Annotated in this window: 27 protein-coding genes; 14 read left to right on the top strand and 13 right to left on the bottom strand. The window is 69.3% G+C overall.

The features are described 5' to 3' along the window. Positions 1 to 36: 36 nt before the first annotated feature. From BMZ47_RS11865 to BMZ47_RS11885, 5 genes are all read right to left on the bottom strand, one after another. Positions 37 to 609, bottom strand: coding sequence for a F0F1 ATP synthase subunit delta (locus BMZ47_RS11865; RefSeq protein ID WP_091862286.1), 573 nt, complete (start codon positions 607 to 609; stop codon positions 37 to 39). A gap of 241 nt (positions 610 to 850) precedes the next feature. Then, positions 851 to 1,207 carry a DUF6883 domain-containing protein gene (locus tag BMZ47_RS11870; protein WP_091862289.1) on the bottom strand — a complete coding sequence of 119 codons (357 nt, stop codon included), beginning with the start codon at positions 1,205 to 1,207 and terminating at the stop codon, positions 851 to 853. Continuing rightward, positions 1,208 to 1,468, bottom strand: coding sequence for a hypothetical protein (locus tag BMZ47_RS11875; protein ID WP_007566556.1), 261 nt, complete (start codon positions 1,466 to 1,468; stop codon positions 1,208 to 1,210). It abuts the gene before it with no gap. Positions 1,469 to 1,545: 77 nt separating this feature from the next. Beyond that, complete coding sequence (locus BMZ47_RS11880; protein ID WP_091862292.1) at positions 1,546 to 2,238, bottom strand: DsbA family protein; 693 nt, start codon at positions 2,236 to 2,238, stop codon at positions 1,546 to 1,548. 93 nt (positions 2,239 to 2,331) lie between these two features. After that, on the bottom strand, positions 2,332 to 2,958 hold the full coding sequence (locus tag BMZ47_RS11885) for a 2-hydroxychromene-2-carboxylate isomerase (RefSeq protein WP_007566558.1): 627 nt from the start codon (positions 2,956 to 2,958) through the stop codon (positions 2,332 to 2,334). A 204-nt stretch (positions 2,959 to 3,162) separates the two neighbouring features. Here BMZ47_RS11885 and BMZ47_RS11890 point away from each other — a divergent pair, with 204 nt between their 5' ends. Further along, positions 3,163 to 4,401, top strand: coding sequence for an argininosuccinate synthase (locus BMZ47_RS11890; RefSeq protein ID WP_007566559.1), 1,239 nt, complete (start codon positions 3,163 to 3,165; stop codon positions 4,399 to 4,401). 21 nt (positions 4,402 to 4,422) lie between these two features. Here the strand turns inward: BMZ47_RS11890 and BMZ47_RS11895 are convergent, their stop codons facing one another. After that, positions 4,423 to 5,043, bottom strand: coding sequence for a hypothetical protein (locus BMZ47_RS11895; protein WP_208601043.1), 621 nt, complete (start codon positions 5,041 to 5,043; stop codon positions 4,423 to 4,425). Between the two features lie 161 nt (positions 5,044 to 5,204). Here BMZ47_RS11895 and vapB point away from each other — a divergent pair, with 161 nt between their 5' ends. From vapB to BMZ47_RS11910, 3 genes are read left to right on the top strand one after another with little or no spacing between them, the layout of a single operon-like run. Next, entirely contained in the window at positions 5,205 to 5,438 is a 234-nt protein-coding gene (gene vapB / locus BMZ47_RS11900) for a type II toxin-antitoxin system VapB family antitoxin (protein ID WP_091862298.1), read from the top strand. After that, positions 5,438 to 5,860 carry a type II toxin-antitoxin system tRNA(fMet)-specific endonuclease VapC gene (vapC, locus tag BMZ47_RS11905; RefSeq protein WP_091862301.1) on the top strand — a complete coding sequence of 141 codons (423 nt, stop codon included), beginning with the start codon at positions 5,438 to 5,440 and terminating at the stop codon, positions 5,858 to 5,860. Before vapB ends, vapC begins: the two co-directional genes overlap by 1 nt. Before the next feature lie 7 nt (positions 5,861 to 5,867). Further along, a complete protein-coding gene (locus BMZ47_RS11910; RefSeq protein WP_091862304.1) occupies positions 5,868 to 6,449 on the top strand; it encodes a hypothetical protein in 582 nt (193 codons plus the stop codon). On the opposite strand, the gene mtgA is transcribed toward BMZ47_RS11910, so the two are convergent. Further along, positions 6,427 to 7,122 carry a monofunctional biosynthetic peptidoglycan transglycosylase gene (mtgA, locus tag BMZ47_RS11915; protein ID WP_425285063.1) on the bottom strand — a complete coding sequence of 232 codons (696 nt, stop codon included), beginning with the start codon at positions 7,120 to 7,122 and terminating at the stop codon, positions 6,427 to 6,429. The genes BMZ47_RS11910 and mtgA overlap by 23 nt on opposite strands. Positions 7,123 to 7,257: 135 nt before the next feature. Here mtgA and BMZ47_RS11920 point away from each other — a divergent pair, with 135 nt between their 5' ends. Together BMZ47_RS11920 and BMZ47_RS11925 are read left to right on the top strand one after the other, a co-directional pair. Continuing rightward, a complete protein-coding gene (locus BMZ47_RS11920; protein ID WP_007566563.1) occupies positions 7,258 to 8,229 on the top strand; it encodes a polyprenyl synthetase family protein in 972 nt (323 codons plus the stop codon). A 123-nt stretch (positions 8,230 to 8,352) separates the two neighbouring features. Next, the gene (locus BMZ47_RS11925) at positions 8,353 to 8,709 is read left to right on the top strand and encodes a hypothetical protein (RefSeq protein ID WP_091862310.1); all 357 of its coding nucleotides are present in this window, start codon (positions 8,353 to 8,355) and stop codon (positions 8,707 to 8,709) included. Between the two features lie 32 nt (positions 8,710 to 8,741). Here the strand turns inward: BMZ47_RS11925 and mmsB are convergent, their stop codons facing one another. The 4 genes from mmsB to BMZ47_RS11945 form a co-directional block, all read right to left on the bottom strand. Continuing rightward, entirely contained in the window at positions 8,742 to 9,983 is a 1,242-nt protein-coding gene (gene mmsB / locus BMZ47_RS11930; protein ID WP_091862313.1) for a multiple monosaccharide ABC transporter permease, read from the bottom strand. After that, complete coding sequence (mmsA, locus tag BMZ47_RS11935) at positions 9,980 to 11,515, bottom strand: multiple monosaccharide ABC transporter ATP-binding protein (protein ID WP_091862315.1); 1,536 nt, start codon at positions 11,513 to 11,515, stop codon at positions 9,980 to 9,982. The genes mmsB and mmsA overlap by 4 nt, the downstream gene beginning before the upstream one ends. 100 nt (positions 11,516 to 11,615) lie before the next feature. Further along, a complete protein-coding gene (chvE, locus tag BMZ47_RS11940) occupies positions 11,616 to 12,689 on the bottom strand; it encodes a multiple monosaccharide ABC transporter substrate-binding protein (protein ID WP_091862317.1) in 1,074 nt (357 codons plus the stop codon). Between the two features lie 473 nt (positions 12,690 to 13,162). Next, entirely contained in the window at positions 13,163 to 13,915 is a 753-nt protein-coding gene (locus BMZ47_RS11945) for an SDR family oxidoreductase (RefSeq protein WP_091862320.1), read from the bottom strand. 197 nt (positions 13,916 to 14,112) lie between these two features. Here BMZ47_RS11945 and BMZ47_RS11950 point away from each other — a divergent pair, with 197 nt between their 5' ends. The 5 genes from BMZ47_RS11950 (at position 14,113) to mutS (ending at position 20,604) form a co-directional block, all read left to right on the top strand. Further along, the gene (locus tag BMZ47_RS11950; protein ID WP_091862323.1) at positions 14,113 to 15,846 is read left to right on the top strand and encodes a patatin-like phospholipase family protein; all 1,734 of its coding nucleotides are present in this window, start codon (positions 14,113 to 14,115) and stop codon (positions 15,844 to 15,846) included. Positions 15,847 to 15,953: 107 nt separating this feature from the next. Next, positions 15,954 to 16,184, top strand: coding sequence for a hypothetical protein (locus BMZ47_RS11955; RefSeq protein ID WP_091862326.1), 231 nt, complete (start codon positions 15,954 to 15,956; stop codon positions 16,182 to 16,184). 62 nt (positions 16,185 to 16,246) lie between these two features. Continuing rightward, positions 16,247 to 17,107, top strand: coding sequence for an alpha/beta fold hydrolase (locus tag BMZ47_RS11960; protein WP_091862329.1), 861 nt, complete (start codon positions 16,247 to 16,249; stop codon positions 17,105 to 17,107). 325 nt (positions 17,108 to 17,432) lie between these two features. Further along, positions 17,433 to 17,732 carry a hypothetical protein gene (locus tag BMZ47_RS11965; RefSeq protein WP_050732619.1) on the top strand — a complete coding sequence of 100 codons (300 nt, stop codon included), beginning with the start codon at positions 17,433 to 17,435 and terminating at the stop codon, positions 17,730 to 17,732. Positions 17,733 to 17,886: 154 nt separating this feature from the next. Beyond that, positions 17,887 to 20,604 carry a DNA mismatch repair protein MutS gene (gene mutS / locus BMZ47_RS11970; protein WP_091862333.1) on the top strand — a complete coding sequence of 906 codons (2,718 nt, stop codon included), beginning with the start codon at positions 17,887 to 17,889 and terminating at the stop codon, positions 20,602 to 20,604. Between the two features lie 69 nt (positions 20,605 to 20,673). On the opposite strand, the gene BMZ47_RS11975 is transcribed toward mutS, so the two are convergent. Both BMZ47_RS11975 and BMZ47_RS11980 read right to left on the bottom strand, forming a co-directional pair. Then, entirely contained in the window at positions 20,674 to 21,117 is a 444-nt protein-coding gene (locus BMZ47_RS11975; RefSeq protein ID WP_007566579.1) for a response regulator, read from the bottom strand. A gap of 66 nt (positions 21,118 to 21,183) precedes the next feature. Beyond that, a complete protein-coding gene (locus tag BMZ47_RS11980) occupies positions 21,184 to 22,224 on the bottom strand; it encodes a histidine kinase dimerization/phosphoacceptor domain -containing protein (RefSeq protein ID WP_007566581.1) in 1,041 nt (346 codons plus the stop codon). A 253-nt stretch (positions 22,225 to 22,477) separates the two neighbouring features. Between BMZ47_RS11980 and BMZ47_RS11985 the strand changes: the two genes are divergently transcribed. The 3 genes from BMZ47_RS11985 to BMZ47_RS11995 all read left to right on the top strand — a co-directional run bounded on the left by BMZ47_RS11985 (position 22,478) and on the right by BMZ47_RS11995 (position 25,602). Next, entirely contained in the window at positions 22,478 to 23,860 is a 1,383-nt protein-coding gene (locus tag BMZ47_RS11985) for an AmpG family muropeptide MFS transporter (protein ID WP_091862336.1), read from the top strand. Between the two features lie 25 nt (positions 23,861 to 23,885). Beyond that, positions 23,886 to 24,824: an EcsC family protein gene (locus BMZ47_RS11990; RefSeq protein ID WP_091862339.1), complete on the top strand. Its 939-nt coding sequence runs from the start codon at positions 23,886 to 23,888 to the stop codon at positions 24,822 to 24,824. 118 nt (positions 24,825 to 24,942) lie between these two features. After that, positions 24,943 to 25,602 (top strand): MgtC/SapB family protein, encoded by a 660-nt coding sequence (locus BMZ47_RS11995; RefSeq protein WP_007566585.1) that lies wholly within the window; start codon positions 24,943 to 24,945, stop codon positions 25,600 to 25,602. The last annotated feature ends 2 nt before the right edge of the window (positions 25,603 to 25,604 follow it).

Consider the following 25,604-nt stretch of genomic DNA (forward strand, 5'->3'; position numbering starts at 1 on the left):
AATCGTCAGTGCATGTTCGGATCGGATGGGGCGCGCTTACTGCGCGGTCCGCATCGCGAGGCGGATACCGTTGAGCTTGGTCTTCAGGGACGCGTCGATCATCCGCGAGCCCATCCGGACGACGAGGCCGCCGATCAGGCTCGGATCGACGACCAGGTCGAGATCGACATCGGCCTTGGCGATGTCGCGCAGCGACGCCTTGATCTCCTCGATCAACGCGTCGGACGGCCGTTCGGCCACCCGCACCTCGGCGCGCACGACGCCCTCCGAGTCCTGAACCAGCGACCGGAAGGCCCTGATCATGCCCGGCAGGGCGAACAGGCGCCGATTCGAGGCCGCGAGGCGGATGAAGTTTCCGGCGAGACCACCGATCCCGGCACGGTCGAGGACGGCGCCGATGGCGGCGGTCTGCTCCACCGGGGTGAAAGCCGGGCTGCGGACGAGGCGGCGCAGGTCCGCGCTCTCCTTCAGCAGGGCATCGAATTGATTGAGGGCCTCGGCGACCGCGTCGACCTGGCGCTCGTCACGCGCGAGCTCGAAAAGGGCGGAAGCGTACCGGCCCGCCACGCCTGCGACCAGGGGACCAGCCTCGGAACCGTTCTGCGCCACCCGTCGCTCTCTTCTCTGTTGCCCGCCCGATCCGCGCGCTCCGGCCGGGAACGCGGTGCGGATCTCGTTCGGGACGTGGGATCGCGCCAGCAGCGGGAAGGGTCGAGAACCAGCCCTTGTGGCGCGGCGACCGCCTAGCATGCCAGCATGGCCGCACGCAACACGGACCGGCGCGGCTCTGCGCGATACGGCGGCGGAAGTGTGACGCAGTGGATCGTTCGAACACGACCCGCGGGCCCATTCAGATCCGATGCGCGGTCACGAGCTCCGCAACGCCGCGGATGCCGCTCGGTGTTCCGGAGCTGACTTGCCAGATCGATCGGACCTCTGGGTTCGAGGCCAGGGGCGTGCGGATCGGCCCCTCGAAGACGAGGCGATGTCCCCACATTTTCGGCGGCAAACGAAGGCCGACGAAATTCGTCGCCGACGTATGCTCGAACAGGGCCTCGATCAGCACTCCGGGGCGATCCGGATCAAACCCTTGCGAGAGCCACCACCGGGCCTTTGCGGGGCTTCCGCCCGAAAGGTTCAGCAGATAGCCGGTGATCTTGGCCGGCGCGATATTGAAGCCGGACGGCCAGGAAATGTAGGGCCGCACTTAAGCCGGCCGCCGGTGCTCGCGGATCATCTCCCGACCGATCGTAACGAGGCCGGTGAAGGGAGCGTCGAACTCGATGTCGAAGGCCTCGGCCTCGCCCCAGACCGCAACGACGGTCCCGACCGTCCCCGCCGGCACGGTCTCGCCATCCTCCGTCTGCGCGTCGACCGCGAGCGTCACGGCGTCGAGGGCGTCGATCGCGAAACGGCGAGGGGGCCCGTCCGTCGTGAAGGCCGGGCGATTGGGCGCTTCGTAGGTCATGGCCGTCTCTTCCAATCGCTCGAATCTGCAACGCCGCGCGGGGTTGCACAAGTCGGGCGCCCGACGGTCAGGAAATCTCAGCAGGCCAGCCGATCGCACCGCCGGGTGCTGGCGATCATCTTCGCCATGGCGTTGGCGCCGGGATGGCCGAGGATACCGCTGTTGCCCAGGACATAGGAGGGCGTGGCGTAGAGGCCGAGATCGGCCGCCATCCGCATCTGGCTCTTGAGGGCCTGCCGGACCTCCTCGCTGTCGGCGATCTCCTCGACCTCCGCCTGCGGAATGCCGAGCGCCGCCGCGGCCGTGAGGGCGCCGGGCCCGTCGATCCGTCCGGGTTTCCCCAGGAGCGTGCGGTAGAAGGTCCAGGCGGCGGCCGAGCCGAGCTTGCGCTGGACCGCCAGCATCACCTTGGCGGCCTGGGCGGATTGCGGAGACAGGATCGGATTGTTGACGAGGCCGACGCGCAGGTCCGGATCGGATTCGTGCAGGGCCACGACGTCGGCGGCGGCCTTGCGGCAGTACGGGCAGTTGAAGTCGAAGAACTCGTACAGGGTGGTCTGGGCCTCGCGCGGGCCGGCATAGGTGACGCCGCGCAGCGCCGGGATCTGGCCGGTGATCTCCCCCGGCAGTATCGAGTTCGCGACGGGCCTGCCGTCATCGCCCGTCACCGCAACACGCTGGCCGTAGGATTGGGCGGCGGCCCGTCCGAGTCCGGCACCGATGGAGGCACCGGCGGCGGCAGCGATGAGGTTACGACGGGTCAGCACCATAGACATCGTCCGGGACGGGAGGGATTTCGGGCCGAGGCGGGGCCGCAACGCGGATGCGCGCCGCCGTGATGGCGCAGGTCCGTGAACGCCGCCCTACCGGATGCCGGCCGGACGGTCGCCCACCGCCCAGGCCAGGGCCTGTTCCAGGCGGTCGTTGCCCCAGAACAGCTCGCCGTCATCGGCGAGAAAGGTCGGGGCGCCGTAGATGCCGCGCGAACGGGCTTCCTCGACGGCGACCCGAAGCCGGGTCTTGTTGGCCTCGCCGGCGGCGGCGCGCACGGTCTGGGTACCGTCGAGCCCGAGCGAATCGAGGATCTCGACCACAGCGGCCGGCTCCGCGATCGAACGCCCCTCGGCGAAGCTCGCGGTGAAGACCGCCTTCGAGAACGGCACCAGCCAGTCCTGATCGTGACCGTAGATCGCCGCCCGCACCGCGCTCAGGCTGTTCTGCGGGAATTGCGCCGGCCGGGTCAGGGGCGGCAGGCCGAGGCGGGCGGCCTCGCGCTCCACGTCGCGCCACATATTCTTGCCCTTGGCCGGGTAGAGATTGAACGGCGAGGTCGTCCAGCCCTGCGAGGCGAAGAGCGGGCCGACCAGGAACGGCCGCCAGCGCACGGCGACGCCTGCCGCCTCCGCGGCCGCCTCGATCCGCATCGCCGCCAGATAGGAATACGAGGAGGCGAATTCGTACCAGAACTCCAGGGTGGGCTGGCGCGCCATGGACTTCGCTTCTCCGATGCTTGTCGTGCTGCGGGGATCAGGCAATGCCCACGCCGCGCCGTGCCTCACACGGCCGCAAGGCCGTCATGAGGCGAAACGCTGTCGATCGTCCGGCAACAGGCTACGCGCGAGGCGGCACGCCGGTTGCAGGCCGATGACACCCGCGATAAGCCGCCGACACCCTGCACCAGTTCCGGAACCAGCATGTCCGATCCCGCGAAGAGCCCCGTGAAGAAGGTCGTGCTGGCCTATTCCGGCGGCCTCGACACATCGATCATCCTGAAGTGGCTGCAGACCACCTATGGCTGCGAGGTCGTCACCTTCACGGCCGATCTCGGCCAGGGCGAGGAGCTCGAGCCGGCCCGCCGCAAGGCGGAGCTGCTCGGCATCAAGCCCGAGAACATCTACATCGAGGACCTGCGCGAGGAATTCGTGCGGGACTACGTGTTCCCGATGTTCCGGGCCAACGCCGTCTACGAGGGCGTGTACCTGCTCGGCACCTCGATCGCGCGGCCCTTGATCGCCAAGAAGCAGATCGAGATCGCCGAGCGGGTCGGGGCCGACGCGGTCTGCCACGGCGCCACCGGCAAGGGCAACGACCAGGTCCGGTTCGAGCTCGGCTACTACGCGCTCAAGCCCGACGTCACGGTGATCGCCCCCTGGCGGGAATGGGACCTGCGCTCCCGCGAGCAGCTGATCGCCTTCGCCGAGCAGCACCAGATCCCGATCGCCAAGGACAAGCGCGGCGAGAGCCCGTTCTCGGTGGACGCCAACCTCCTGCACGCCTCCTCGGAGGGCAAGGTGCTCGAGGATCCGGCCGTCGAGGTGCCCGACTACGTGTTCTCGCGGACGATCTCGCCGGAGCAGGCGCCGGACACGCCGACCATCATCACCATCGGCTTCGAGAAGGGCGACGCGGTCTCGATCGACGGCGAAAAGCTCTCGCCCGCCAGCCTGCTGGCCAAGCTCAACCAGCTCGGCCACGACAACGGCATCGGCCGGCTCGACCTCGTCGAGAACCGCTTCGTCGGCATGAAGAGCCGCGGCATGTACGAGACCCCAGGCGGCACGATCCTGCTGCCCGCCCACCGGGCGATCGAGTCGATCACGCTGGATCGCGGCGCGGCCCACCTCAAGGACCAGCTGATGCCGCAATACGCGGAGCTGATCTATAACGGCTTCTGGTTCTCGCCCGAGCGCGAGATGATCCAGGCGCTGATCGACAAGAGCCAGGAGAAGGTCACCGGCACGGTGCGGCTGAAGCTCTACAAGGGCGGCGTCCACGTGATCGGCCGCGAGAGCCCGCACTCGCTCTACGACCAAGACCTCGTGACCTTCGAGGAAGGCGCCGTGGCGTACGATCACCGCGACGCCGCGGGCTTCATCAAGCTGAACGCGCTCCGGCTGCGCACCCTGGCGCAGCGCAAGAAGCGGGACGCCTGAGCGTCCCCCGGGGGCCCGCGCTCAGGCGGGCTCCCACACCGACGCGGCGTTCCGGCGGAAGGTGCCGGGCCCGAGATCGGCGTAGCGCAGGAAGATCTGGAAGGCCGGCTGCATCTCGCGGTGGAGCCGGACCAGGTTCTCCGGTTCGGTGCCGCCGCCGAGATGCCGGCCCATGTCGAGCGTGTAGGCCTCCGCTCCGCCGTAGGGCCGCTCCGGGTCGATCCGCGGCACGCCGTGATCGTCGTCCCACATGTGGTTGAGCCGCGGGATCAGCGCGAGATGCTCCTCCGTCACCGCGAAGGTGATGTGCTCCGGGGTCTCGCCCGTGGCGGAATCCCTGAACACGTCGGTGATCGCCGCGCAATCCAGCTTCGCCAGCGGGTTGTGGTACTGGTAGCGGCCGGGCTTCAGCCGGGCATTCTGCGAGAACACGGCGAGCCCATCCTCCAGCGCCCGGTGCTCCTCCTCGGCGCCGTCATCGTCCCCCGTCACGTTGGCGATGTCGCCGTCCCGGTCTCGGCTGCCGTAGGGCGCCTCCGGGTGGATCATCGGCGCGCCGGGCTCGGCGCCGTTCCAGGCGACCACCATCCGGCGGATCAGGGCGATGCGCTCGAGGGTGAGGTCGTAGACGGCGTCGGTCATTGTCATTCGGTCCCGGATATCGCGGCTCTGGCGCTCCTCTTACAGAGCCGATTCGGTGCCTGCTACCGCCCGAACGGCCTTGTGTCTCCACGCGATCGGTCCTACGTATATCCCAACTGGATATCCCATCGCCCGATTGAGATATCTCCAGGAGGTTGCGCATGGCCAGTTCTACGGTGTTCTCCAGCAATCGCAGCCAAGCGGTGCGGCTACCCAAGGCGGTCGCTTTCCCTGCCGACGTGCATCAGGTCGATGTCTTGAAGATTGGCCGCAGCCGTGTGATCGTTCCACAGGGGCAGAGATGGGACGATTTTTTTCTGAATGAGCCGTGCGCGAGCGAAGATTTTATGAATGAACGCGTGCAGCCGGGAGCGGAGACACGCGAGCTGTTCTGATGTTTACGTACATGCTTGATACAAACATCTGCATCTACGTCATAAAGAGGCATCCTGCCGCAATGCGTGAAAAATTCAATGCGCTCGCGGAGCAGCTTTGCATTTCGAGCATCACGTTCGGCGAATTGTATTATGGGGCGGAAAAATCGGTGCGCCGCGCCGAGAATCTGACGAATATCACTCGCTTCGTAGCACGGCTGGAAGTGCTGCCCTTCACCGATAAGGCAGCGGTCCATTACGGGCAGGTCCGGGCCGAACTGGAGCGGGCCGGAACACCGTGCGGTATCCATGACATGCAGATCGGCGCTCACGCTCGCAGTGAGGGGCTGATCGTCGTCACCAACAACATGCGGGAGTTCAACCGTATGCCCGGGGTAAGGTCGGAAAATTGGCTGACCGCACCCACTGGACCGGCCGCCTGACACCGACATGCACCTCCTCCACCGATACCTGCCGACCTACCAGTTCAGCGAGACGCATGCCTGTCTGATCGCCGCCGAGCCCACCGCGATCCTCGACAACGTCGTCGCCTACCGGCCGGATTCGGATCGATTCTTCCGGACGGTGATCGGCCTGCGCGAGATTCCGATGCGCCTCCTCGGCAGGCCGGACGGGCCGCGCGCCCCGTTCGGCTTCGACGATTTCACCCTGCTCGACCGGAGCGCGGACGAGATCGTCTACGGGCTGGTCGGACGATTCTGGCGTCTGGATTACGGGCTGGAGCCGGTGGCGGACGGCCCAGCGTTCCAGGCATTCGCGGCGGGAGACGTCGCCAGGCTCGCGCTGGCCTTTGCCACCCGGCGTCATCCGGACGGCCGAACCCAATTGGTCACCGAGACGCGGATCGACTGTCCCAGCCGCGCTGCACGCCTGAAATTCACGCTCTACTGGCTCGTAATCCGGCCCGTGAGCGGCCTCGTGCGCCGGCGCATGCTCGCATCGATCCGGCGCGCCAGCGAGCAGCCCCCGGGGGAGCGATCGGGACACGTCACCGCCGCAGGCAGCCCGTGAGCCCCTCGATCTGACCCATCATCGCCTGGATCTGAGCGGCCCGGCGGCGGACCCCGGGGGAGGGGCGGCCGGCGCTGCGGGTGATCGGGTTCGGCAGGACGGCGGCCAGCAGGGCGGCCTCGCCCCGGGTCAGCCGGCTCGCATCCTTGCCGAACCAGTGCCGGCTCGCCGCCTGGGCGCCGTAGATGCCGTCGCCCCATTCGGCGATGTTGAGATAGATCTCCATCATCCGCCGCTTGCCCCAGAGGGCATCGAGCGCCAGCGCGAGCGGGATCTCGAAGGCCTTGCGGATGTAGGACCGGCCCGGCCACAGGAAGACGTTCTTCACGGTCTGCATCGCGATGGTCGAGGCGCCCCGGCTCGGTGAATCCTCGTCCTCCACGACCTCGCGGATCGCCCCGAAATCGACGCCGTAATCCAGGCAGAAGCGCTGGTCCTCCGAGGCGATCACGGCCTGCGGCAGGACCGACGCGATCGCGGCCAGCGGCACCGGATCCCGGCTCACCGGCTGAAGCGTCAACCACCGTCCGAGCATCAGAGTCGACGGCGGCGTCACCGCGCTATAGACGAGCGCCAGCGTGAGCGTGAAGATGAAACCGAGGGCGGGGAGCAGCAGCAGCGCTCCCACGAGCCGGCGCACACGGCGGGGGCGCCTCGGGCGAGCGCGCGGCAGGTCGCGTGGCCCGTCTCTCGAGACGGCGCGTGACGCCGCGATCCGCCTGGGTCCGGTTCGGTCGTACTTGATTTCATCTCCGCGCAAAGCGACGCCCGATTGATTTCGCCAGGCCAAGACCGGACGCAGCGCCCGATGACCTCGACTCCCTCAACGCAGGCTCAGACCGGTTCGGTCAAGACGGCCACCCCCGCCGCCGAGTTTTCCCACAGGCTGGCGCAGGTCGCCGAGACGGTCGAGACCTTCCTGGTCGAACGGCTCGGCCCGGACATCGGCCCCGGCGAGATCGCCCGGCCGCCGCGCCTGATGGACGCGATGCGCCACGCCGTGCTGGGCGGCGGCAAGCGCCTGCGCCCGTTCCTTGCCATCGAGACCGCCCGGATGCTGGGCGGCTCCGAGGCCGCGGCGCTGGCGGCCGGCGCCGGGGTCGAGCTCGTGCATTGCTACAGCCTCGTCCACGACGACCTGCCGGCGATGGACGACGACGACATGCGCCGGGGCAAGCCGACGGTGCACAAGGCCTATGACGAGGCGACCGCGATCCTGGTCGGCGACGCCCTCCAGACGCTGGCCTTCGAGATCGTGGCCGACCCAACCTGGCAGCCGGATGCACGGATCCGCGCCGACCTGGTGCTCGGGCTGGCCCGCGCCTCAGGCCTCGGCGGCATGGTCGGCGGCCAGCTCCTCGACCTCACTGCCGAGGGGCGGTTCGGTGCGGCCAACATGGATGTGGACGACACCCTGCGGATGCAGGCGATGAAGACCGGCGCGATCCTGGCCTTCTCGGTGGAAGCCGGCGCGATCGTCGGCGGCGCCGACGCGGGACAGCGCGCGGCGCTGCTGCGCTACGGCCTGGCGCTGGGCCAGGCGTTCCAGATCGCCGACGACATCCTGGACCGGGAAGCCTCGCCCGAGGCGATGGGCAAGGCGACCGGCAAGGACAAGGATGCCGGCAAGGCGACGCTGGTCGACCGCCTCGGCCTCGACGGCGCCCGGGCCGAATGCGACCGCCTCGTCGGCGTCTGCGAGGACGCCGTCGCACCCTGGGGCGAGGGCGCGCGCACCCTTCGCGATGCCGCCCGGTTCACGGTTGCCCGCAAGACCTAAGGCCATGCATCGGTGAGGGCGGTTCGCCGTCACGCATGCTCACGGCACAGGGCGACGCCGGATCGCGACAATTGAGCGGGTCGGTTTGACCGGCCCGCAAGGACGGCGCCGCGATCGTCGGGCATGCCCTCCTCTCCGTCGCTTTCGCGTATCCTGGCCGCCGGCACGGGCCTCGGCGGGCTCGGCTACATGATGGCTCACCCGGACCCCTCCGTGGAGAGCATCCTGATCGGTCTGGCGTGCGTGATCCTGTGCGCCGGCCTGTCCGCGATGCCGGCTCCCAAGAAGCCGATCCGGCGCGAAGCGGCCCCGATCCAGCCGCCGCCCCGGCAGCCGGAGCCGCAGGCGATCCAGCTCCTGCCCGGTCCGCAACCCCATCGGCTGCTCATGGCCAAGGTCATGCAGCCCGGCTCCGAGCCCCCCGCGGCGGCGAGCCAACGGGAGCGCAGCGACGACCGGCAGCCTCAGCGGACCCCGTAGATCCGCAGCGAGGGACCGGCCTTCGCCGCCGGTCAGGCGCGGTTCTTCTTGTTGTAGACGTCGAGGCAGACCGCAGCCAGGAGCACGACGCCCTTGATGACCTGCTGGTAGTCGATGCCGATCCCGAGGATCGACATGCCGTTGTTCATCACGCCGATGATGAACGCCCCGATGACGACACCCGAGACCTTGCCGATGCCGCCGGCCGCGGAGGCGCCGCCGATGAAGCAGGCCGCGATGACATCGAGCTCGAAGCCGACGCCAGCCTTCGGGGTCGCGGTGTTCAGGCGCGCGGCGAAGATCATGCCGGCGAGCCCGGCCAGGGCGCCCATATTGGCGAAGGTCAGGAAGGTCAGCCGCTCGGTCTTGATCCCCGACAGGCGCGCGGCCTTGATGTTGCCGCCCAGCGCGTAGATGCGCCGCCCGATCGTCGTCCGCGTGGTGATGAAACGGTACAGCATCACCAGCACGAACATGACGATCAGCACGTTCGGCAGGCCGCGATACGCGCTCATCTGGTACGCGAAGGCGAGGATCACGATGGTCGTGATGCCGTTGCGGAAGATGAACGACGCCAGACTGTCGGGCTGACTGCCATGCCGCACCTGCACCGCGCGGCGCTGCCAGTTGACCCCGAACAGGATGAGCGCGAGCAGCGCCCCGATCAGCAGGGAGGTCCAGGGGCCGGCGAAATTGGTCAGGAACCCCTTGGCGAGGAGCTGGAACACCTCCGGGAACGGCCCGATCGAGGCGCCCTGCAGCAAAGCCAGGGTCAGGCCCCGGAAGACCAGCATGCCGGCCAGGGTGACGATGAAGCTCGGAATGCCGAGATAGGCGACGAACGCGCCCTGCAGACCGCCGATGGCGGCCCCGACCGCGAGGCAGACCACCGTGGCCGAGAGGGGATCGAGGCCGACGCGGACCATCAGCAAGGCGGCGAGCGCGCCCACGAAGCCCACGATCGACCCGATCGACAGGTCGATATGCCCGGCCACGATGACCAGCAGCATGCCCAGCGCCATCACGACGACGTAGCTGTTCTGCAGGATCAGGTTGGTCAGGTTGAGCGGCTGAAACAGCACGCCATTGGTGGTGTACTCGAAAAACAGCGTGATCAGCAGCAGGGCGATCAGCAGCCCGTAATCCCGGAACTGCGAGGTCCCGAGGAAGCCGCGTTTCGCGCCCGCATCGGCGGCGGGCTTGGCCTCGGGCAGGGACTCGGGAAGGGACTCGGTGCCGGGGATCATCGACTTGCCCGCAGAGATATCGCTCATCCGTTTCGTTCCTTCGAGCGCATGATCGCGCGCATGATCGCCTCCTGGCTCGCTTCCGAGCGCTGGAACTCGCCCACGAAACGCCCCTCGTTCATCACGTAGATGCGGTCGCACATGCCGAGCAGCTCCGGCATCTCCGACGAGATCATCAGCACGGCCCGGCCGCCATCGGCCAACTCGTTGATGATCGAGTAGATTTCGTATTTGGCGCCGACATCGATGCCCCGTGTCGGCTCGTCCAGGATCAGCACCTTGGGGTGCGTGAACAGCCACTTGCTCAGCACGACCTTCTGCTGGTTGCCGCCCGAGAGGTTGACCGTCTGCTGCGCCACGCCGAAGGAGCGAATGCGCATCTTGGTCCGGTAATCGGTGGCGACCTGGCGCTCCTTGTCCTCGTCGATCACCGCAGCCGTGGACACGCCCGGCAGATTCGCCAGCGTCGTGTTCTTGGTGATGGTCTCCTCGAGAACGAGGCCGAGCTGCTTCCGGTCTTCGGTCACGTAGGCGATGCCCGCCGCGATCGCCTTGCCGATGGTCGAGACATCGACATCCCGGCCCTCGATCCGGACGCGGCCCGAAATGCCCTGGCCGTAGGAGCGGCCGAACAGGCTCATCGCGAGTTCGGTGCGGCCGGAGCCCATCAGGCCGGCGATGCCGACGATCTCGCCTTTGCGGACGGTGAGGTTGACGTTGCGCACCACCGCCCGGTCGGCGTGGACGGCGTGGTGCACCGTCCAGTCGCTCACCTCGAGCATCACGTCGCCGATCCGCGGCTCGCGGACCGGATAGCGGTTGGCCATCTCGCGGCCGACCATGCCCCGGATGATGCGATCCTCGTCGATCGTCCCGTCGCGGCAATCGAGCGTCTCGACCGTGGTGCCGTCGCGCAGGACGGTGATCCGGTCGGCGACCTTCGCGATCTCGTTGAGCTTGTGCGAGATCAGGATCGACGCGATGCCCTGCTCGCGGAAGCGGATCAGCAGGCGCAGGAGCGCGTCGCTATCCTTCTCGCTGAGGCTCGCGGTCGGCTCGTCGAGGATGAGCAGCTTGACCTTCTTCGACAGCGCCTTCGCGATCTCGACGAGCTGCTGCTTGCCGACCCCGAGATGGGTCACCAGCGTATCGGGATTCTCGTCGAGGCCTACGGTCCTGAGGAGTTCGACCGCCCGGGCGAACATCCGGTCCCGGTCGATGATGCCGAACCGCGCCGGCTCGTTGCCGAGGAAGATGTTCTCGGCGATCGACAGGAACGGGACCAGCGCGAGCTCCTGGTGGATGATGACGATCCCGACGCGCTCGCTGTCGGAGATGTCCCGGAACTGGCAGAGCCGGCCCTCGTAGTGGATCTCGCCCTCGTAGGTGCCGTGGGGATAGACCCCGCTCAGCACCTTCATCAGCGTCGACTTCCCGGCGCCGTTCTCGCCGACCAGGGCGTGGATCTCGGCGGGCTGGACCGTCAGGTTGACGTTGGAGAGCGCCTTGACGCCGGGGAATGTCTTAGTAATCCCGCGCATTTCGAGGACGGGCTGCATGCGACCAATTCCGGCTCGTCGTTCATGAGGTCGGCAGCCGACGCCGGGGATGCCGGCATCGGCCAGGATCGGTCGGAGCCGGCGCCCGGCCCCGGACGGCTTACTTGAGCTGGTCGAGCGTGTAGTAGCCCGTATCCACCAGGGCCGGCTTCCAGTTGGCCTTGGTGACGATTACGGGCTTCAGCAGGTAGGCCGGAACGACCTTCTTGCCGTTGTTGTAGGTCTTGGTGTCGTTGACCTCCGGCTGCTTGCCGGACACGATGGCGTCGATCATCGCGACCGTCACCTTGGCCAGCTCGCGCGTGTCCTTGAAGATCGTCGAGTATTGCTCGCCGGCGATGATCGACTTGATCGATTGCAGCTCGGCGTCCTGGCCGCTGACGACCGGCATCTTCAGGCTGCCGGACCCGTAGCCGACGCCCTTGAGCGACGAGATGATGCCGATCGAGATGCCGTCGTAGGGCGACAGGACCGCGTCGAGCTTGGCGTTGCCGTAATAGGCCGAGAGCAGGTTATCCATGCGGGCCTGGGCCGTGGCCGGATCCCAGCGCAGGGTCGAGACCTTGTCCATGCCGGTCTGGCCGGACCGCACGACGAGCTTCTTCGCGTCGATGTAAGGCTGCAGCACCGACAGGGCGCCGTCGTAGAAGAAGTAGGCGTTGTTGTCGTCCGGCGAGCCGCCGAACAGCTCGATGTTGAACGGCCCCTTGCCGTCCTTCAGCCCGAGCCCGTCGACGATCGAGCTGGCCTGCTGCACGCCGACCTGGAAATTGTCGAACGTGGCGTAGTAATCGACGTTGGGTGTGCCCTTGATCAGGCGGTCATAGGCGATGACCTTGACGCCGCTATCCTTGGCCTTCGACAGAACGTCGCTCAGCGTGGTCCCGTCGATCGAGGCGATCACCAGGACCTTGGCGCCCTTGGTGAGCATGTTCTCGATCTGGGCGAGCTGGTTCGGGATGTCGTCGTCGGCGTATTGCAGGTCCGGCTTGTAGCCCTTGGCCGCCAGCAGCTTCACGATGTTGTTGCCGTCGTCGATCCAGCGCTGGGACGACTTGGTCGGCATGGCGACGCCGATCAGGTCGCCGCCGGCGGCAAGCGCCCCGGGAACGGCGATACCCGCCAGCATCGAGGCGGCGAGCGCGAGCTTGAGAAAGGTCTGCCTGGTGATCATCAAGTCCCCCCGGTCGTAGCGTAGTCTTGCGCGCCTCTTCGGCGCACTTCGCATTGTGCGAATGTTTTTTTGATTTGCAGAAGTCATCGCGTGGCCGGATCGATACGTCCGGTCCGGAACGATCACCTTGCGCCGGCGCGTGGATCCCGGCTCATCCGGGGCGACCGAAAGTCGTCGGCCTCGCAGCACCCCGTTCACGCGCTCTGCAGACGCTCGGCGACGGGACGCGCGATGGCGATGCACAGGCGCGAGGGCCCTCGACCTGTGCGCGACCGAGTTCGGACCCCGGCCGTTTTGTTCAGAGATTTGTATGAGTTATAAAACCGGGCGTCAATCGGCGCCGCGCGGCGCGCACGGAAAAACCGTGGCTGTTGGTAAGCGCGACCCCGCCGGCTCGGCGCGACGCGGTCTCCGGGCGGCGCAGGCCTGAGCGGCGGGCGCGGCGATCGCCTGGGCGCGCCGCGCCGGGAAGCTCAGCCGCGGCCGACGAACGGCATCTTGGTCGCCATGACGGTGATGAACTGGACGTTGGCGGACAGGGGCAGGTTGGCCATCATCAGCACCGCGTCGCCGACATGGTCCGGGTCCATCACCGCCTCGGCCCGGATGGAGCCGTCGGCCTGGGCGACGCCCTCCTTCATCTTGCCGCCCATCGGGGTGTCGGCATTGCCGATATCGATCTGGCCGCAGGCGATGTCGTAGGCGCGCCCGTCGAGCGAGGTCGCCTTGGTCAGGCCGGTCACCGCGTGTTTCGTGGCCGTATAGGCGATCGAGTTCGGCCGCGGGGCATGCGCCGAGATCGAGCCGTTGTTGATGATCCGCCCGCCCCGGGGATCCTGGTCGCGCATGATCCGGAAGGCGTGCTGGGTGCACAGGAACAGGGCGGTGAGGTTGGTGTCCACCACCTGCCGCCACGTCTCCAGCGGCAGGTCTTCCAGGGCGACAGGCGGCGCGCCGATCCCGGCATTGTTGAACAGCAGGTCCAGGCGGCCGAACCGCGCCTTGGTCTGCGCGAACAGGTTGGCGATCGAATCCGGGTCGGTCACGTCCGTGGGGACCACGAGCGCGCGCCCGTCCTCGATCTGCGCCGCGACCGCGTCGAGGGGGGCCTGCCGCCGCCCCGACAGCACCACGCTCCATCCGGCCCGGGCGAGGGCCAGGGCCGAAGCCTTGCCGACCCCCGTCCCCGCTCCGGTCACGATCGCGATCCGATCAGCCCCCGACATCACTGCCTCCCTGTTTATGGCGTTGTCCTGCCTGTACCGGACGGCCGTGGCGGCGCGAAGGGCGATCCGTTTCAGATCGGCCCGAACCGTCGCGGACCGCACCACCACCGACACGCTATAGTAGTACGGGGGAAGCGGGCCGGGAGCGGGGCGATGCGGGCGTATGGGATGGCGGACGTGACCGGGGCGGGGCGGGGGTGAGCCAACCCGAGATCCCGTTCCTCGCCGGTCTCGACCCTGCGGCGGTCGAGGCGGTGCGGGCCCGCATGGTCGCGCTGACGGTGCCCGGGGGCCGGACGCTGTTCGAGCAGGGCGAGACCGGGGATGCGCTCTACACCCTGGTCTCCGGCGCGGTCGGCGTTTCGACCCGCGACCATCACGGGGTCCAGACCCGGATCGCCCGGCTGCGCCCGCCCGCGATCTTCGGCGAGATGGCGCTGTTATCCGACGCGCCGCGGGCGGCGACCGTGACGGCTTTGCGCGAGTCCCAGTTCCTGTGCCTCACCCGCGCGGCCTTCGAGACCGTGATCGCGGAGCATCCGCACACGCTCCTGTACTTCGCGCGAATGCTCGCCGAGCGCCTGCGCACGCTCTACGAGGGGCATTCGGTCCACCACGCGCCGCGGACCTTCCTGGTGATGGCCGTCACCGAGGGCCCCGATCCCGAACCGTTCGCGCAGGCCTTCGCCACCGCCCTGGACGCCATCCTGCCGGGAAAGACCGGTTGCCTGAGCCATTGGCCGGCGGGTGCCGACGAGGATGGGGTCCAGGCCTTCGAGGCCCGTCACGCGCGGACGGTGTTCGTGGCCCGGGACATCGATTGCCCCTGGTGCCGCCTGAGCCAGCGCCTCGGCGACCACGTTCTGCTCCTGGCCGAGCCCGGCGCGCCGCCGCGCCCGGACGTGACCGCCTATCTGGAGCGGGTGCGCTCCGACTGGATCCGGATGGATTTGGTCGTCCGCCAGGATCCTCGGGCGCCGCACCCGAAGGCCCTGCATCCGGCCGTCGCGGCCATGCCCGCGGCGATGCGGATCCAGCTCCGTCCCGGGCGGGCGGACGATATCGGACGGCTGGCGCGGCTCGCCAGCGGCCTCGGGCGGGGCCTCGTGCTGGGCGGAGGCGGCGCGCGGGCGCTCGCCCATCTCGGCGTTCTGCGCGCCCTGGACGAGGCCGGTTGCGCGCCGGATTTCGTCGGCGGCACCAGCATGGGCGCGGTGATCGCCGCCAGCCTCGCCATGGGCTGGAGCCTCGCCGAGATCCGGGAGCAGACCGAGGCCGCCTTCGCGGGCCGCAACCCGATCAACGATTACACGCTGCCGATCCACGCCCTGACCCGCGGCGCAAAGGTCGATGCGAGCCTCGCCGAGCGCTATGGCGGCGCGCGCATCGAGGATCTGTGGCTGCCGTTCTTCTGCGTGTCGTCGAACCTGACGACCGGCCGCGCGATGATCCACCGCGCCGGCGACCTCCCCAAGGCGCTGCGCGCCAGCATCGCCATCCCGGGCCTCCTGCCGCCGGTCCTGTGCGACGAGGGCGTCCTGGTCGATGGCGGCATGATGAACAACGTGCCGGCGGACGTGGCGGCCGATCTGGAGCGCGGTCCGGTCCTGGCCGTCGATGTCGGCAGCGATCGGGCGTTCCAGGACATGCCGACACGGGGCTGGCGCGGCCGGCTCCTGCGCAGGCTGATCAGATCGCCGGCGGCGATGCCGGGCCTGGCGCCGCTGCTGCTGCGGGCCGCCACCGTATCGAGCGACGCGCAGACGATGGTGGCCGCAGCCCATGCCACGGCCCTGCTCAGACCGCCGCTCGCCGGCATCGACCTGCGGGCCTGGTCGAGCTTCCGGGAATCCGCTGAACTCGGCTACCGGGACACGCAAGCGAATATCGCGGCCGGCCATCTGGCGCCGTGGCTCGACCCGATGCGCTGACGGATCGAGGCGCCGCCCCGGCGGTCGGGCGTGTGCCAGCGCACGGCGGCGATCCGCACGCGGTAACCGAATGGCCGGGGCAACGATCTTCCCTCTGAGACGACACGTTGAGCCCGAAGATCATGATTCCCCATTCAGCCAGACCGCGCGCGACGACCGAGACGACCGGCGCGCGAAGCCTACGCGACACCGCGGGGTCGCCCTATGTCCCGGCGACCGGTGCCCTGCTGCACGGCGCGGCCTTCGTCCTGCTCTGTCTCTGGACGCGGACCTCCCCCGACCGGCTCAGGGACCAGCTCGATCCCGGGGCGGATTCCTGCTCGGCGCTCGGCTTCTGACCGGACGGATGCGTGGCGGTCCCGCGGGGTGAGCCCGTGGGCATGAGGGAGCAAGGCACGGGATGACGGATGTGGCGGGCGTCGCGTTTCGTCGGGTCGGCCTGCCGGGGCTGAGCCTGTACGTCGCAGAGGCCGGTCCGGAGGCGGGTCCGCCCACCATCCTGCTGCATGGCTTCCCGGAATTCTGGTACGGCTGGCGGCACCAGATCGGGCCGCTCGCGGAGGCAGGCCTGCGGCTCGTCGTGCCCGACCAGCGGGGCTACGGCCTCAGCGACAAGCCGGATGGCGTGGCCGCCTATCACCTCGACAAGCTGGCCGGCGACGTGATCGCCCTGGCCGACGCGTACGGTTTCGCGACGATCCGCCTGGTCGGCCACGATTGGGGCGGGCTCGTCGCGTGGTGGACAGCCAGCCACTATCCCGACCGGATCGCGCGGCTCGCGATCCTCAACGCGCCGCATCCGGGCGTTGTCGGGGCCTACATCCGCAGCCATCCGGGGCAGTGGCTGCGCAGCGCCTATGTCGGGCTGTTCCAGCTTCCGGTCCTGCCGGAGCGGCTGCTCACGGCCGACCGATGCCGGGCTCTGCGGCACGCGCTGACCCGCACGAGCCGGCCGGGCGCCTTCGCGACGTCCGATCTCGACCGCTACGTCGAAGCCTGGCTGCAGCCCGGCGCGATGACCGGGATGCTGAATTGGTATCGCGCGCTCGCCCGATTGCCGCGGGCGACGCCGCCCCGGGTCCGGGTGCCGACCCTGATCCTCTGGGGCAAGCAGGACACCGCCCTCCAGCCCGGCCTCGCGGAGGCGAGCCTGGACCTCTGCGATGCCGGGCGGATCGAATGGTTCGATCAGGCGACCCACTGGCTCCCCCATGAGGAGCCGGCCGCGGTGAACGCCGCGCTGCGGCACTTCCTGAGCTGAGCGCCGGTTCGAGCGCGGCGGCACGAGCCCGCTCCCGGAGTCCCGCTTCTCCGTGACCGGGAAACCGTATCCGCGCCGAGCAGACCGCAAGCGCGTGCGGTGCTCGGGCTCGATCGTGGCCACTGGATAATCTTCCCAGAAGTTGCATCACCACAGTCAAAATGATGCGCAAGGTTAGTTTCGTCGGCTCGGTACGGTCGGCATCACCGATTAATCCGACCTTTTGTCAGATTGCGCAGGAGCATTTTTGCCTAGCGCACCGGAACATCTCGGTGCGCGAGCCATTATGGTGGCACCTCTCAGACTAGACCGGAGCATTTCAAAGATGTCATTTCGTTCACTGCTGACCGCGGGCCTGTTTTTCGGCGGCCTCGTCGCCGGGACAGCGGCGGTCCAGGCCGCTCCGGCGATGCCGCAGCCGGGCCTGGCCGGCGCCGACATGGTCGATACCGTGGCGATGCATCACCATCGCCACCATCGGATGCACCGGCACCATTCCACGCGCCATGAGCGTCGGATGCGCCGCATGAACACGATGCGTCACGGCAACCCGAACGCGAAGAACCCGGCCCTGCGCGGCTACCAGCAGAACCTCGGCAACACCACCGGCGGCCCGCGCTACTGAGCCGGATCAACCGGTCTTCGAACGACAGCCCGGCGCCCATGGCGCCGGGTTTTTTGTTGCGTGGGAGGCTTCATCCACCGGTGGTGACGGCTTCTCCCCAGGCGCGTCGCTCCGCACGACCTGATTCGGCGGGCCCACTCTGCTAAGAGGCGCCATGGCCCGAACCGCCGTCCGCTCCGCCCCCGAAACGCCCCCCGCCGCCGCCCTGGATCCGGCCGGCGCCACGCCCATGATGGCGCAGTATATCGAGATCAAGGCGGCCAATCCCGATTGCCTCCTGTTCTACCGGATGGGGGATTTCTACGAGCTGTTCTTCGGCGACGCGGAGATCGCGTCGCGGGCGCTCGGCATCGTGCTGACCAAGCGTGGCCGCCACGGCGGCGCCGAGATCCCGATGTGCGGCGTCCCGGTGGACCGGGCGGACGATTACCTCAGCCGCCTCATCGCCATGGGCAACCGGGTGGCCGTCTGCGAGCAGACCGAGGATCCCGCCGAGGCCAAAAGGCGCGGCCCGAAATCGGTGGTGCGGCGGGAGGTGGTGCGCCTCGTCACGCCGGGCACCATCACCGAGGACCGCCTGCTCGATCCCGCCAGCGCCAACCTGCTGCTGGCGATCGGACGGCGCAAGACCGGGGAGGGCGCGACTGCCTATGGTCTCGCCGCCATCGACATCTCCACCGGCCGCTTCTCGCTGAGCGAGGTCCCCACCGGGGATCTCGCCGGCGCGATCGCCCGGCACGATCCCCGCGAGATCGTCCTGTCGGAGGCGATCCACGCCGATCCGGCCCTGGCGCGGATCTGGCAGGAGAGCCGGGCCGCCATCGTCCCCCTGGCGCAGGCGGAGCTGGAGCCCGCCGCGGCCGAGCGGCGGGTGCGCGAGCAATACGGCGTCTCGACGCTCGACGGCTTCGGCAGCTTCACTCGGGCCGAGATCCAGGCGGCCGGGACCGGCCTTCTCTACATCGCCCGCACACAACTCGCCGCCCGCGCTCCGCTCTCGGTGCCGACCCGCGAGGCGGCGGGCTCGACGCTTGCGATCGACGCTGCGACCCGCGCCAACCTGGAGCTGACCCGCACGCTCGCGGGCGAACGCACCGGCAGCCTGCTCGACACGATCGACCGGACGGTGACCGCCAACGGCGCCCGGCTGCTGGCCGAGCGCCTGGCCGGGCCGCTGACCGACCTGACGCGGATCGCGCAACGACACGAGACCGTGGCGTATCTCGTCGAGAACCACACCCTGCGCCGGGCGATCCGCGACACGCTGGCCCGGGCGCCCGATCTGGCGCGGGCGCTCTCCCGGGTGGGCCTGGGGCGCAGCGGCCCCCGGGATCTGGCGGCGATCCGCGATGGGCTGACGGCCGCCGCCGGGCTCGGGGCGGTGCTGAACGAGGCCGGCGGAGCGACCGCCGAACTCGCCGAGATCGCGCAGGCGCTCGGCGCGGCCGATCCCGCTCTGGCGGCGGAGCTGCAGGCGGCGCTGGCCGACGAGCTGCCCCTGTCCCGGCGGGATGGCGGCTTTATCCGGGCGGGCTATTCGGAAGAGATCGACGAGGCGCGGCTGCTCGGCCAGGATTCGCGCAAGGTCGTGGCGGCGCTCCAGGCCCGCTACGCCGAGGAGACCGGCTGCCGGACCCTGCGGATCAAGCACAACAACCTGCTGGGGTTTTTCATCGAGGTCCCGCAATCGGTGGGCGAGGCCTGCCTCAAGGGATTGCAGCGTGAATTCGTGCATCGGCAGACCATGGTGGACGCGATGCGGTTCACCAGCGTCGAATTGGGCGACCTGGAGCGACGGATCAGCGGCGCATCGGAGCGCGCGCTCGCCCTGGAATCGGATCTCTTCGACGCATTGGCCCGCCGGATCGTCGAACAATCTTCGCAGACGGCACAAGTCGCCGAAGCGATGGCGGCCCTCGACGTCGCCGCCAGCAACGCCGAACTCGCGGTCGAGCTGGACTGGCGCCGACCGGAAGTCGACGATTCGCTGGCCTTCGCGATCACCGGCGGTCGTCACCCCGTGGTCGAGGCGGCCCTGCGCCGGGCCGGCGAGCCGTTCATCGCCAACGATTGCGACCTGTCGGGCGAGACGCGGGGCCGGATCCGGCTGATCACCGGCCCGAACATGGGCGGCAAGTCCACCTTCCTGCGCCAGAACGCGCTGATCGCCGTTCTGGCCCAGATGGGCGCCTTCGTGCCGGCCCAATCGGCGCGGATCGGCCGGGTCGACCGGCTGTTCTCGCGGGTGGGGGCGGCCGACGACCTGGCGCGGGGGCAATCGACCTTCATGGTCGAGATGGTGGAGACCGCGGCGATCCTGAACCAGGCGACGCGGCACTCCCTGGTGATCCTCGACGAGATCGGCCGCGGCACCGCGACCTTCGACGGGCTGTCGATCGCCTGGGCCTGCCTGGAGCATCTCCATGAGGCGAATGCCTGCCGGGCGCTGTTCGCCACCCATTTCCACGAGCTGACGGCCCTGGGCGACCGGCTGGCCCGACTCGACAACGCCACCCTGAAGGTGGCCGAGCACCGGGACGGCGTGGTGTTCCTGCACGAGGTCGTGCCGGGCATCGCCGAGCGCAGCTACGGCCTGCAGGTGGCCCGCCTCGCCGGCCTGCCCGCCAGCGTCGTGGCGCGGGCGGGCGCGATCCTCAAGAGCCTGGAGAAGGCCGAGCGCGGCCGCCCGGCCCGGGCCAAGATCGACGACCTGCCGCTGTTTGCGGCGCTCGCCCCGCCGCCACCGCCGGAGCCTCCGGCGGAGGATCCGCTGGGCGCGCTCCTCGACGCGATCGACCCGGATGCGCTGACCCCGCGGGAGGCGCTGGATGCGCTCTATCGGCTCAAGCGCGAGCGGGCGGAGAAGGGGTAGTGCGGAGCCTTCGACCAACCTCCCTCATCCTGGGGGGGCTGGCGAAGGAACCGTCTCAAGAAGCAGATCTCACAGCGCCGGCGCGAAGGAGAACCCGTCCGGGGCGCTGTGGGTCGGCACGCGGCCGGCGCGTCGGTCGGCGACCCAGTCGAGGATGCTGGCGACCACGCGCTCGGAATAGGGTTTTGCGATCACCCCGATGGCGCCGGCGAAGTCGTCCGGAATGCGCTTGGCGTTGGCGGTCATGAACACCACGGTGATCCGCGGGTCGGATGCGAGCGCTCGGGCGACCTCGACGCCGGTCGGGCCGTCCACCAGGTGAATGTCCACGAAGGCCACGTCCGGCTCAGCCGAGCGGCCGAGCGCGATGGCCTCCGCCGAGCTTCCCGCGATGCCGACCGTGACATGGCCGAGATCGTCGAGCAGGCACTCGAGTTCGAGCGCGATCAGCACCTCATCCTCGACCACGAGGATACGGAGCGCAGCATCCGCGCCGGCGTTCCCATCCCGCATGCGATCTCCTGTTTGGCGTCTGGACCGCTGAGCTTTTCACGAGCTTGAAGCGTTCGGGCCGGATTCTCAAGTCGGCGAGAGCAGCGGGATATCGATCGCCACATAGGTGCCGGGCCCGGCATCCGCCCACGCGATCGTGCCGCGCAGCTGACGGACCACCATCTCCACGAGATTGCGCCCGAATCCGGCCGGGTTCGGCGGCGCGGCCGCCAGGCCCACCCCATCGTCCCGGATCGTCAGCTGCATGCCCGATTGCGTCCGCCGGGCGGTGATCGACACGCGCCCCTCGCGGGCGTTCGGGAAGGCGTGGCGCAGGGCGTTGGCGGTCAGCTCGTGGATCAGCAGGGCGAGCGGCGCCGCCATGGCGGCCGCCACCGCGATCGGCTCGACCTCGGCCTCGACCCGCTGCTTCTCGTGATCGAGCCCGGCATTCACGTCGGACAGGAACTCGGAGGCGAAGTCGCCGAGGTTGAAATGGGTGCAGTCGCCCTCCGAATAGAGCATCCGGTGGGCGGTGGAGAGCGCGCCGATCCGCTCGGCCATGCCCTGCAGCGCGTCCCGGGCCTCACCCTCGGGGGTGCGGCGGGCCTTGAGCAGCATCAGCGAGGAGATCACCTGGAGATTGTTCTTCACCCGGTGATCGACCTCGTGGAGCAGGGCGGTCTTCTGCTCCAGGGCGGCGCTCAGGTCGTGGGTCCGGGCCGCGACCAGACGCTCCAGCTCGTCGTTGGTGACCCGCATGGTCACCTCACGCTCGCGGGTATGGGTCATGTCGGCCTGGGCCGCGTAGAAATAGGCGAGGCCGGCCTCGTCATGGACCGGCGTGACCGTCATCGCGCTCCAGTAGGGCGTGCCGTCCTTGCGATAGTTGAGAAGCTCGGCGGTCACCGGCTCGCCGGCCTCGATGGCGGCGTGGATCCGGGCGACCTCGGCCGGGTCGGTCCCGGGCCCCTGCAGCATGCGGCAGTTGCGCCCCAGCAATTCGTCGGTGGCGAACCCGGTCAGGCCCAGGAACGCGTCGTTGACCCAGGTGATCGGGTTGTCCGGCGCCCGTGCGTCGGTGATGACCATCGGCGACGGGCTGCGCGCGAACGCATCGACCAGCATCGCGTGCGGCGGGCTGGGCTCGGTTGAGGTACTCAACACATCATTCCACACTTGGTCGACACGACTCGTCCGCGCTCCGTGACAGCGTGGCGGAGCCGGGCGTGCTCCGCGCGTGCGGGACGTGGACACCACGTTAAGCAGTCATCGACCATGATTAAGGCGCACGGCCTCCCGATCCAGCCCCGGCCCGAACGGCCCAAGGCTGCCACGTTTTCGCGAGATCAAGGCCAGTAAGGCTCAGGAGTTCCATGCCATGGCCAACCCGCCACAGGCTGCCCACCGCTTTCATCTGCGCGATATCGTCCAGGACCGGCGAATCCTGCTGATGCTGGCGCTCGGATTCTCATCCGGATTGCCGCTCCTGCTGGTGCTGGGGACCTTCACGCTGCGGCTCGCCTTCTCGGATATCGACGTGCGGGCGATCGGCCTGTTCAGCTACGTGGCGCTGCCGTACTCGCTGAAATTCCTCTGGGCGCCGGCGATCGACCGGCTGAACGTACCGGTCCTGACCGCACGGCTCGGCCGGCGCCGGGCCTGGATGGTCACGACCCAGGCCGCGGTCGCCCTGTGCCTGATCCTGATGGCCTTCTCGGACCCGAAGACCAACCTGGCGCTCCTCGGCCTCGGCGCCTTCCTGGTGGCCTTCTGCGCGGCCAGCCAGGACGTGGTGGTGGACGGCTGGCGCATCGACGCCGCCGGCAGCGACTTCCAGGGTATCCTGGCGGCGACCTCGAACCTCGGCTACCGGCTCGGGCTGATCGCGGCCGGGGCGGGCGCCCTGTTCATCGCCGCGGCCGGGGGCTGGACGATCGCCTACCTGACCATGGCGGCCCTGATGCTGGTCGGCATGATCGCCGCGCTGCTGGCGCCGGCCTTCGACGCGCCGCCGCGGGTGCAGGCGGACTCCACCGGCCATTCCCGGTTCTGGTCGATGCGCCGGGCCGTGCTCGAGCCGCTGACCGAGCTGCACGGCCGGTTCGGCGGCGCGCTCTGGGGCATCCTGCTGCTGGTGGCGCTCTACCGGCTGCCGGACTTCCTCTCCGGGGTGATGGCGAGCCCGCTCTACCGGGCGCTCGGCTTCGACCTGAAGGAGATCGCCACCGTCACCAAGCTCTACGGCATCTGGGTCGGCATCGCGGGCGGCTTCGCGGGCGGTTGGGCGCTGGCCCGGCTGGGCCTGTTCCCGACCCTGCTGCTCGGCGCCTTCCTGGCCGCGTCCTCGCACCTCGCCTTCGCCTGGCTCTCGGCCGGCGCCCCCGAGATCTGGCGCTTGACGGTAGCGATCTCGATCGAGAACTTCTGCGGATCCTTCGCGGGCATCGTCCTCATCGCCTACATGTCCAGCCTCACCAGCACGGCCTACGCGGCGACGCAGTACGCGTTGTTCTCCTCGCTCTACGCGCTACCGGGCAAGCTGATCGCCGGCTCCTCGGGCTTCGTGGTCGCGGCGATCGGCTATCCGGCCTTCTTCGTCATGACCTCGCTGGTCGGGATCCCGGTGCTGATCCTCTGCCTGGCGGTCGGGCGGCGCGGGCAGCGGCAGGACGAGGCCGCGGCGCGGGCGGCCGAGGCGGCGGGGAACCGCATCCCGGGGCCCGAGCTTCCTTCCACGGCGCGGGCCTCCGGCACCGCGTGATGCGACCAGATCCAGGAATTCACGGATGAGCACGAGCGACCTCACTCGCGCCGACGCGACGCTGCCGGCCCCGATCCCCGAAACCGCCCTGAGCGACGCGGATCTGGCCGCCCTGCGTCGGGCCGTGCAGGTGCTGGAACGGCCGAGCCTGGCCGCCCGCCTGTCCTCGGCGGCCGGGGCCCCCCTCGACATCATCGGCCGCTCGCTGCCGGCCCCGGTGACCGAGGCGGTCGGCCGCTCCACCGAAGCGGCGATGCGCGGCGCCCTGCGGGTCGCCCTGGCGACCCTGCCGCGCAAGGACGTCGTTCCTGCCGACGGCACCGAGATCGAGGCGGTCGCCGCCAAGGCGGAGAGCCGGCTGACCCGTCTGCTCGGCTCGGGCGACACCAAGCACAAGGCGTTCGCGGCGCTCTCGGGAGCGCTGGGCGGGGCGTTCGGCCTGGCGACCCTGGCGGTGGAGCTTCCGGTCTCGACCACGCTGATGCTGCGCTCGATCGCCGAGATCGCCCGCGAGGAGGGCGAGGATCTCGAGACGCCGGAAGGCGCGCTGGCCTGCGTCCAGGTCTTCGCCCTGGGCGGCCGGACCAGTACCCAGAACGAGGCGGGCTCGGCACTCACCGAGAGCGGCTACTTCGCCGTGCGCGCGGCCCTGGCCAAGACGCTCGCGGAGGCGGCCCGCTATGCCGGCAGCAAGACCCTGCTCGACCAGTCGGCGCCGGCGCTCATCCGGTTCACCGCGCAGATCGCGGCCCGGTTCGGCCTGGTGGTCTCGCAGAAGGTCGCCGCGCAAGCCGTGCCGGTGCTGGGCGCCTTCGGGGGCGCGGCGGTGAACACCGCCTTCATGAGCCATTTCCAATCCACCGCCCGCGCGCATTTCACGGTCCGGCGGCTGGAGCGCACCTACGGGGCGGCCGCCGTCCGGGCGGCCTACGAGGTTGAGAAGGCGGCGCTCGGGGTGGCCTGAGCGGTTTCTTCCCGCTTCGCCGTCATTGCGAGCGCGCCTTGATCCGCCCTCCCAGTGCCTCCAGAAACGATCCGGGTGACGCGAAGCGACTGAGGCGATTCTGATCAGCAACGCGGAGATGGTGGCCCGGCTCGCCCTGGCCGCGCTCGCCGGGAGCGTGATCGGGCTGGAGCGCGAGCGGCTGCTCTGGGCGGCGGGCCTGCGGACGCACATGCTCGTCTGCGTCGGCTCCTGCCTCATCATGATCGTCTCGGCCTTCGGGTTCAGCGACGTGCTCGGCACCCAGCACGTCGTGCTCGACCCCTCGCGCATCGCCGCGCAGGTCGTGTCGGGCATCGGCTTCCTCGGGGCGGGCACGATCCTGCTGCGCGGCGAGGTGGTGAAGGGCCTGACCACTGCGGCGAGCCTCTGGGGCGTGGCGGCGATCGGCCTGGCGGTGGGCAGCGGGCTCTACGTGCCGGCGCTCGCGACCACGGCCCTGGTGGTCGGCATCCTGGCCGGGATCAAGCCGTTCGAGGAGCGCTGGCGCGAGCGGATGCGGTCGCAGACGCTGCGCATGACCGTGCGCCGGGGCACGATGTCGATCGACACGCTCCACGCGGTCACGGGCGAGCGCGCCTCGCGGGTGCGCCAGTTCACCACCCGCCCGGCCTCCGACCCGAATCTCGACGAGATCACCGTCACCTTCGTCCGGCTGTCGCGCACCAGCTTCGAGGCGATCGCCGCCAAGCTGCGCGAGACCCCGGACGTGGTCTCGGTCGATACCGTCAACAGCTGACG

The sequence above is a fragment of the Methylobacterium brachiatum genome, from assembly GCF_900113845.1.
Taxonomy (GTDB): domain Bacteria; phylum Pseudomonadota; class Alphaproteobacteria; order Rhizobiales; family Beijerinckiaceae; genus Methylobacterium; species Methylobacterium brachiatum.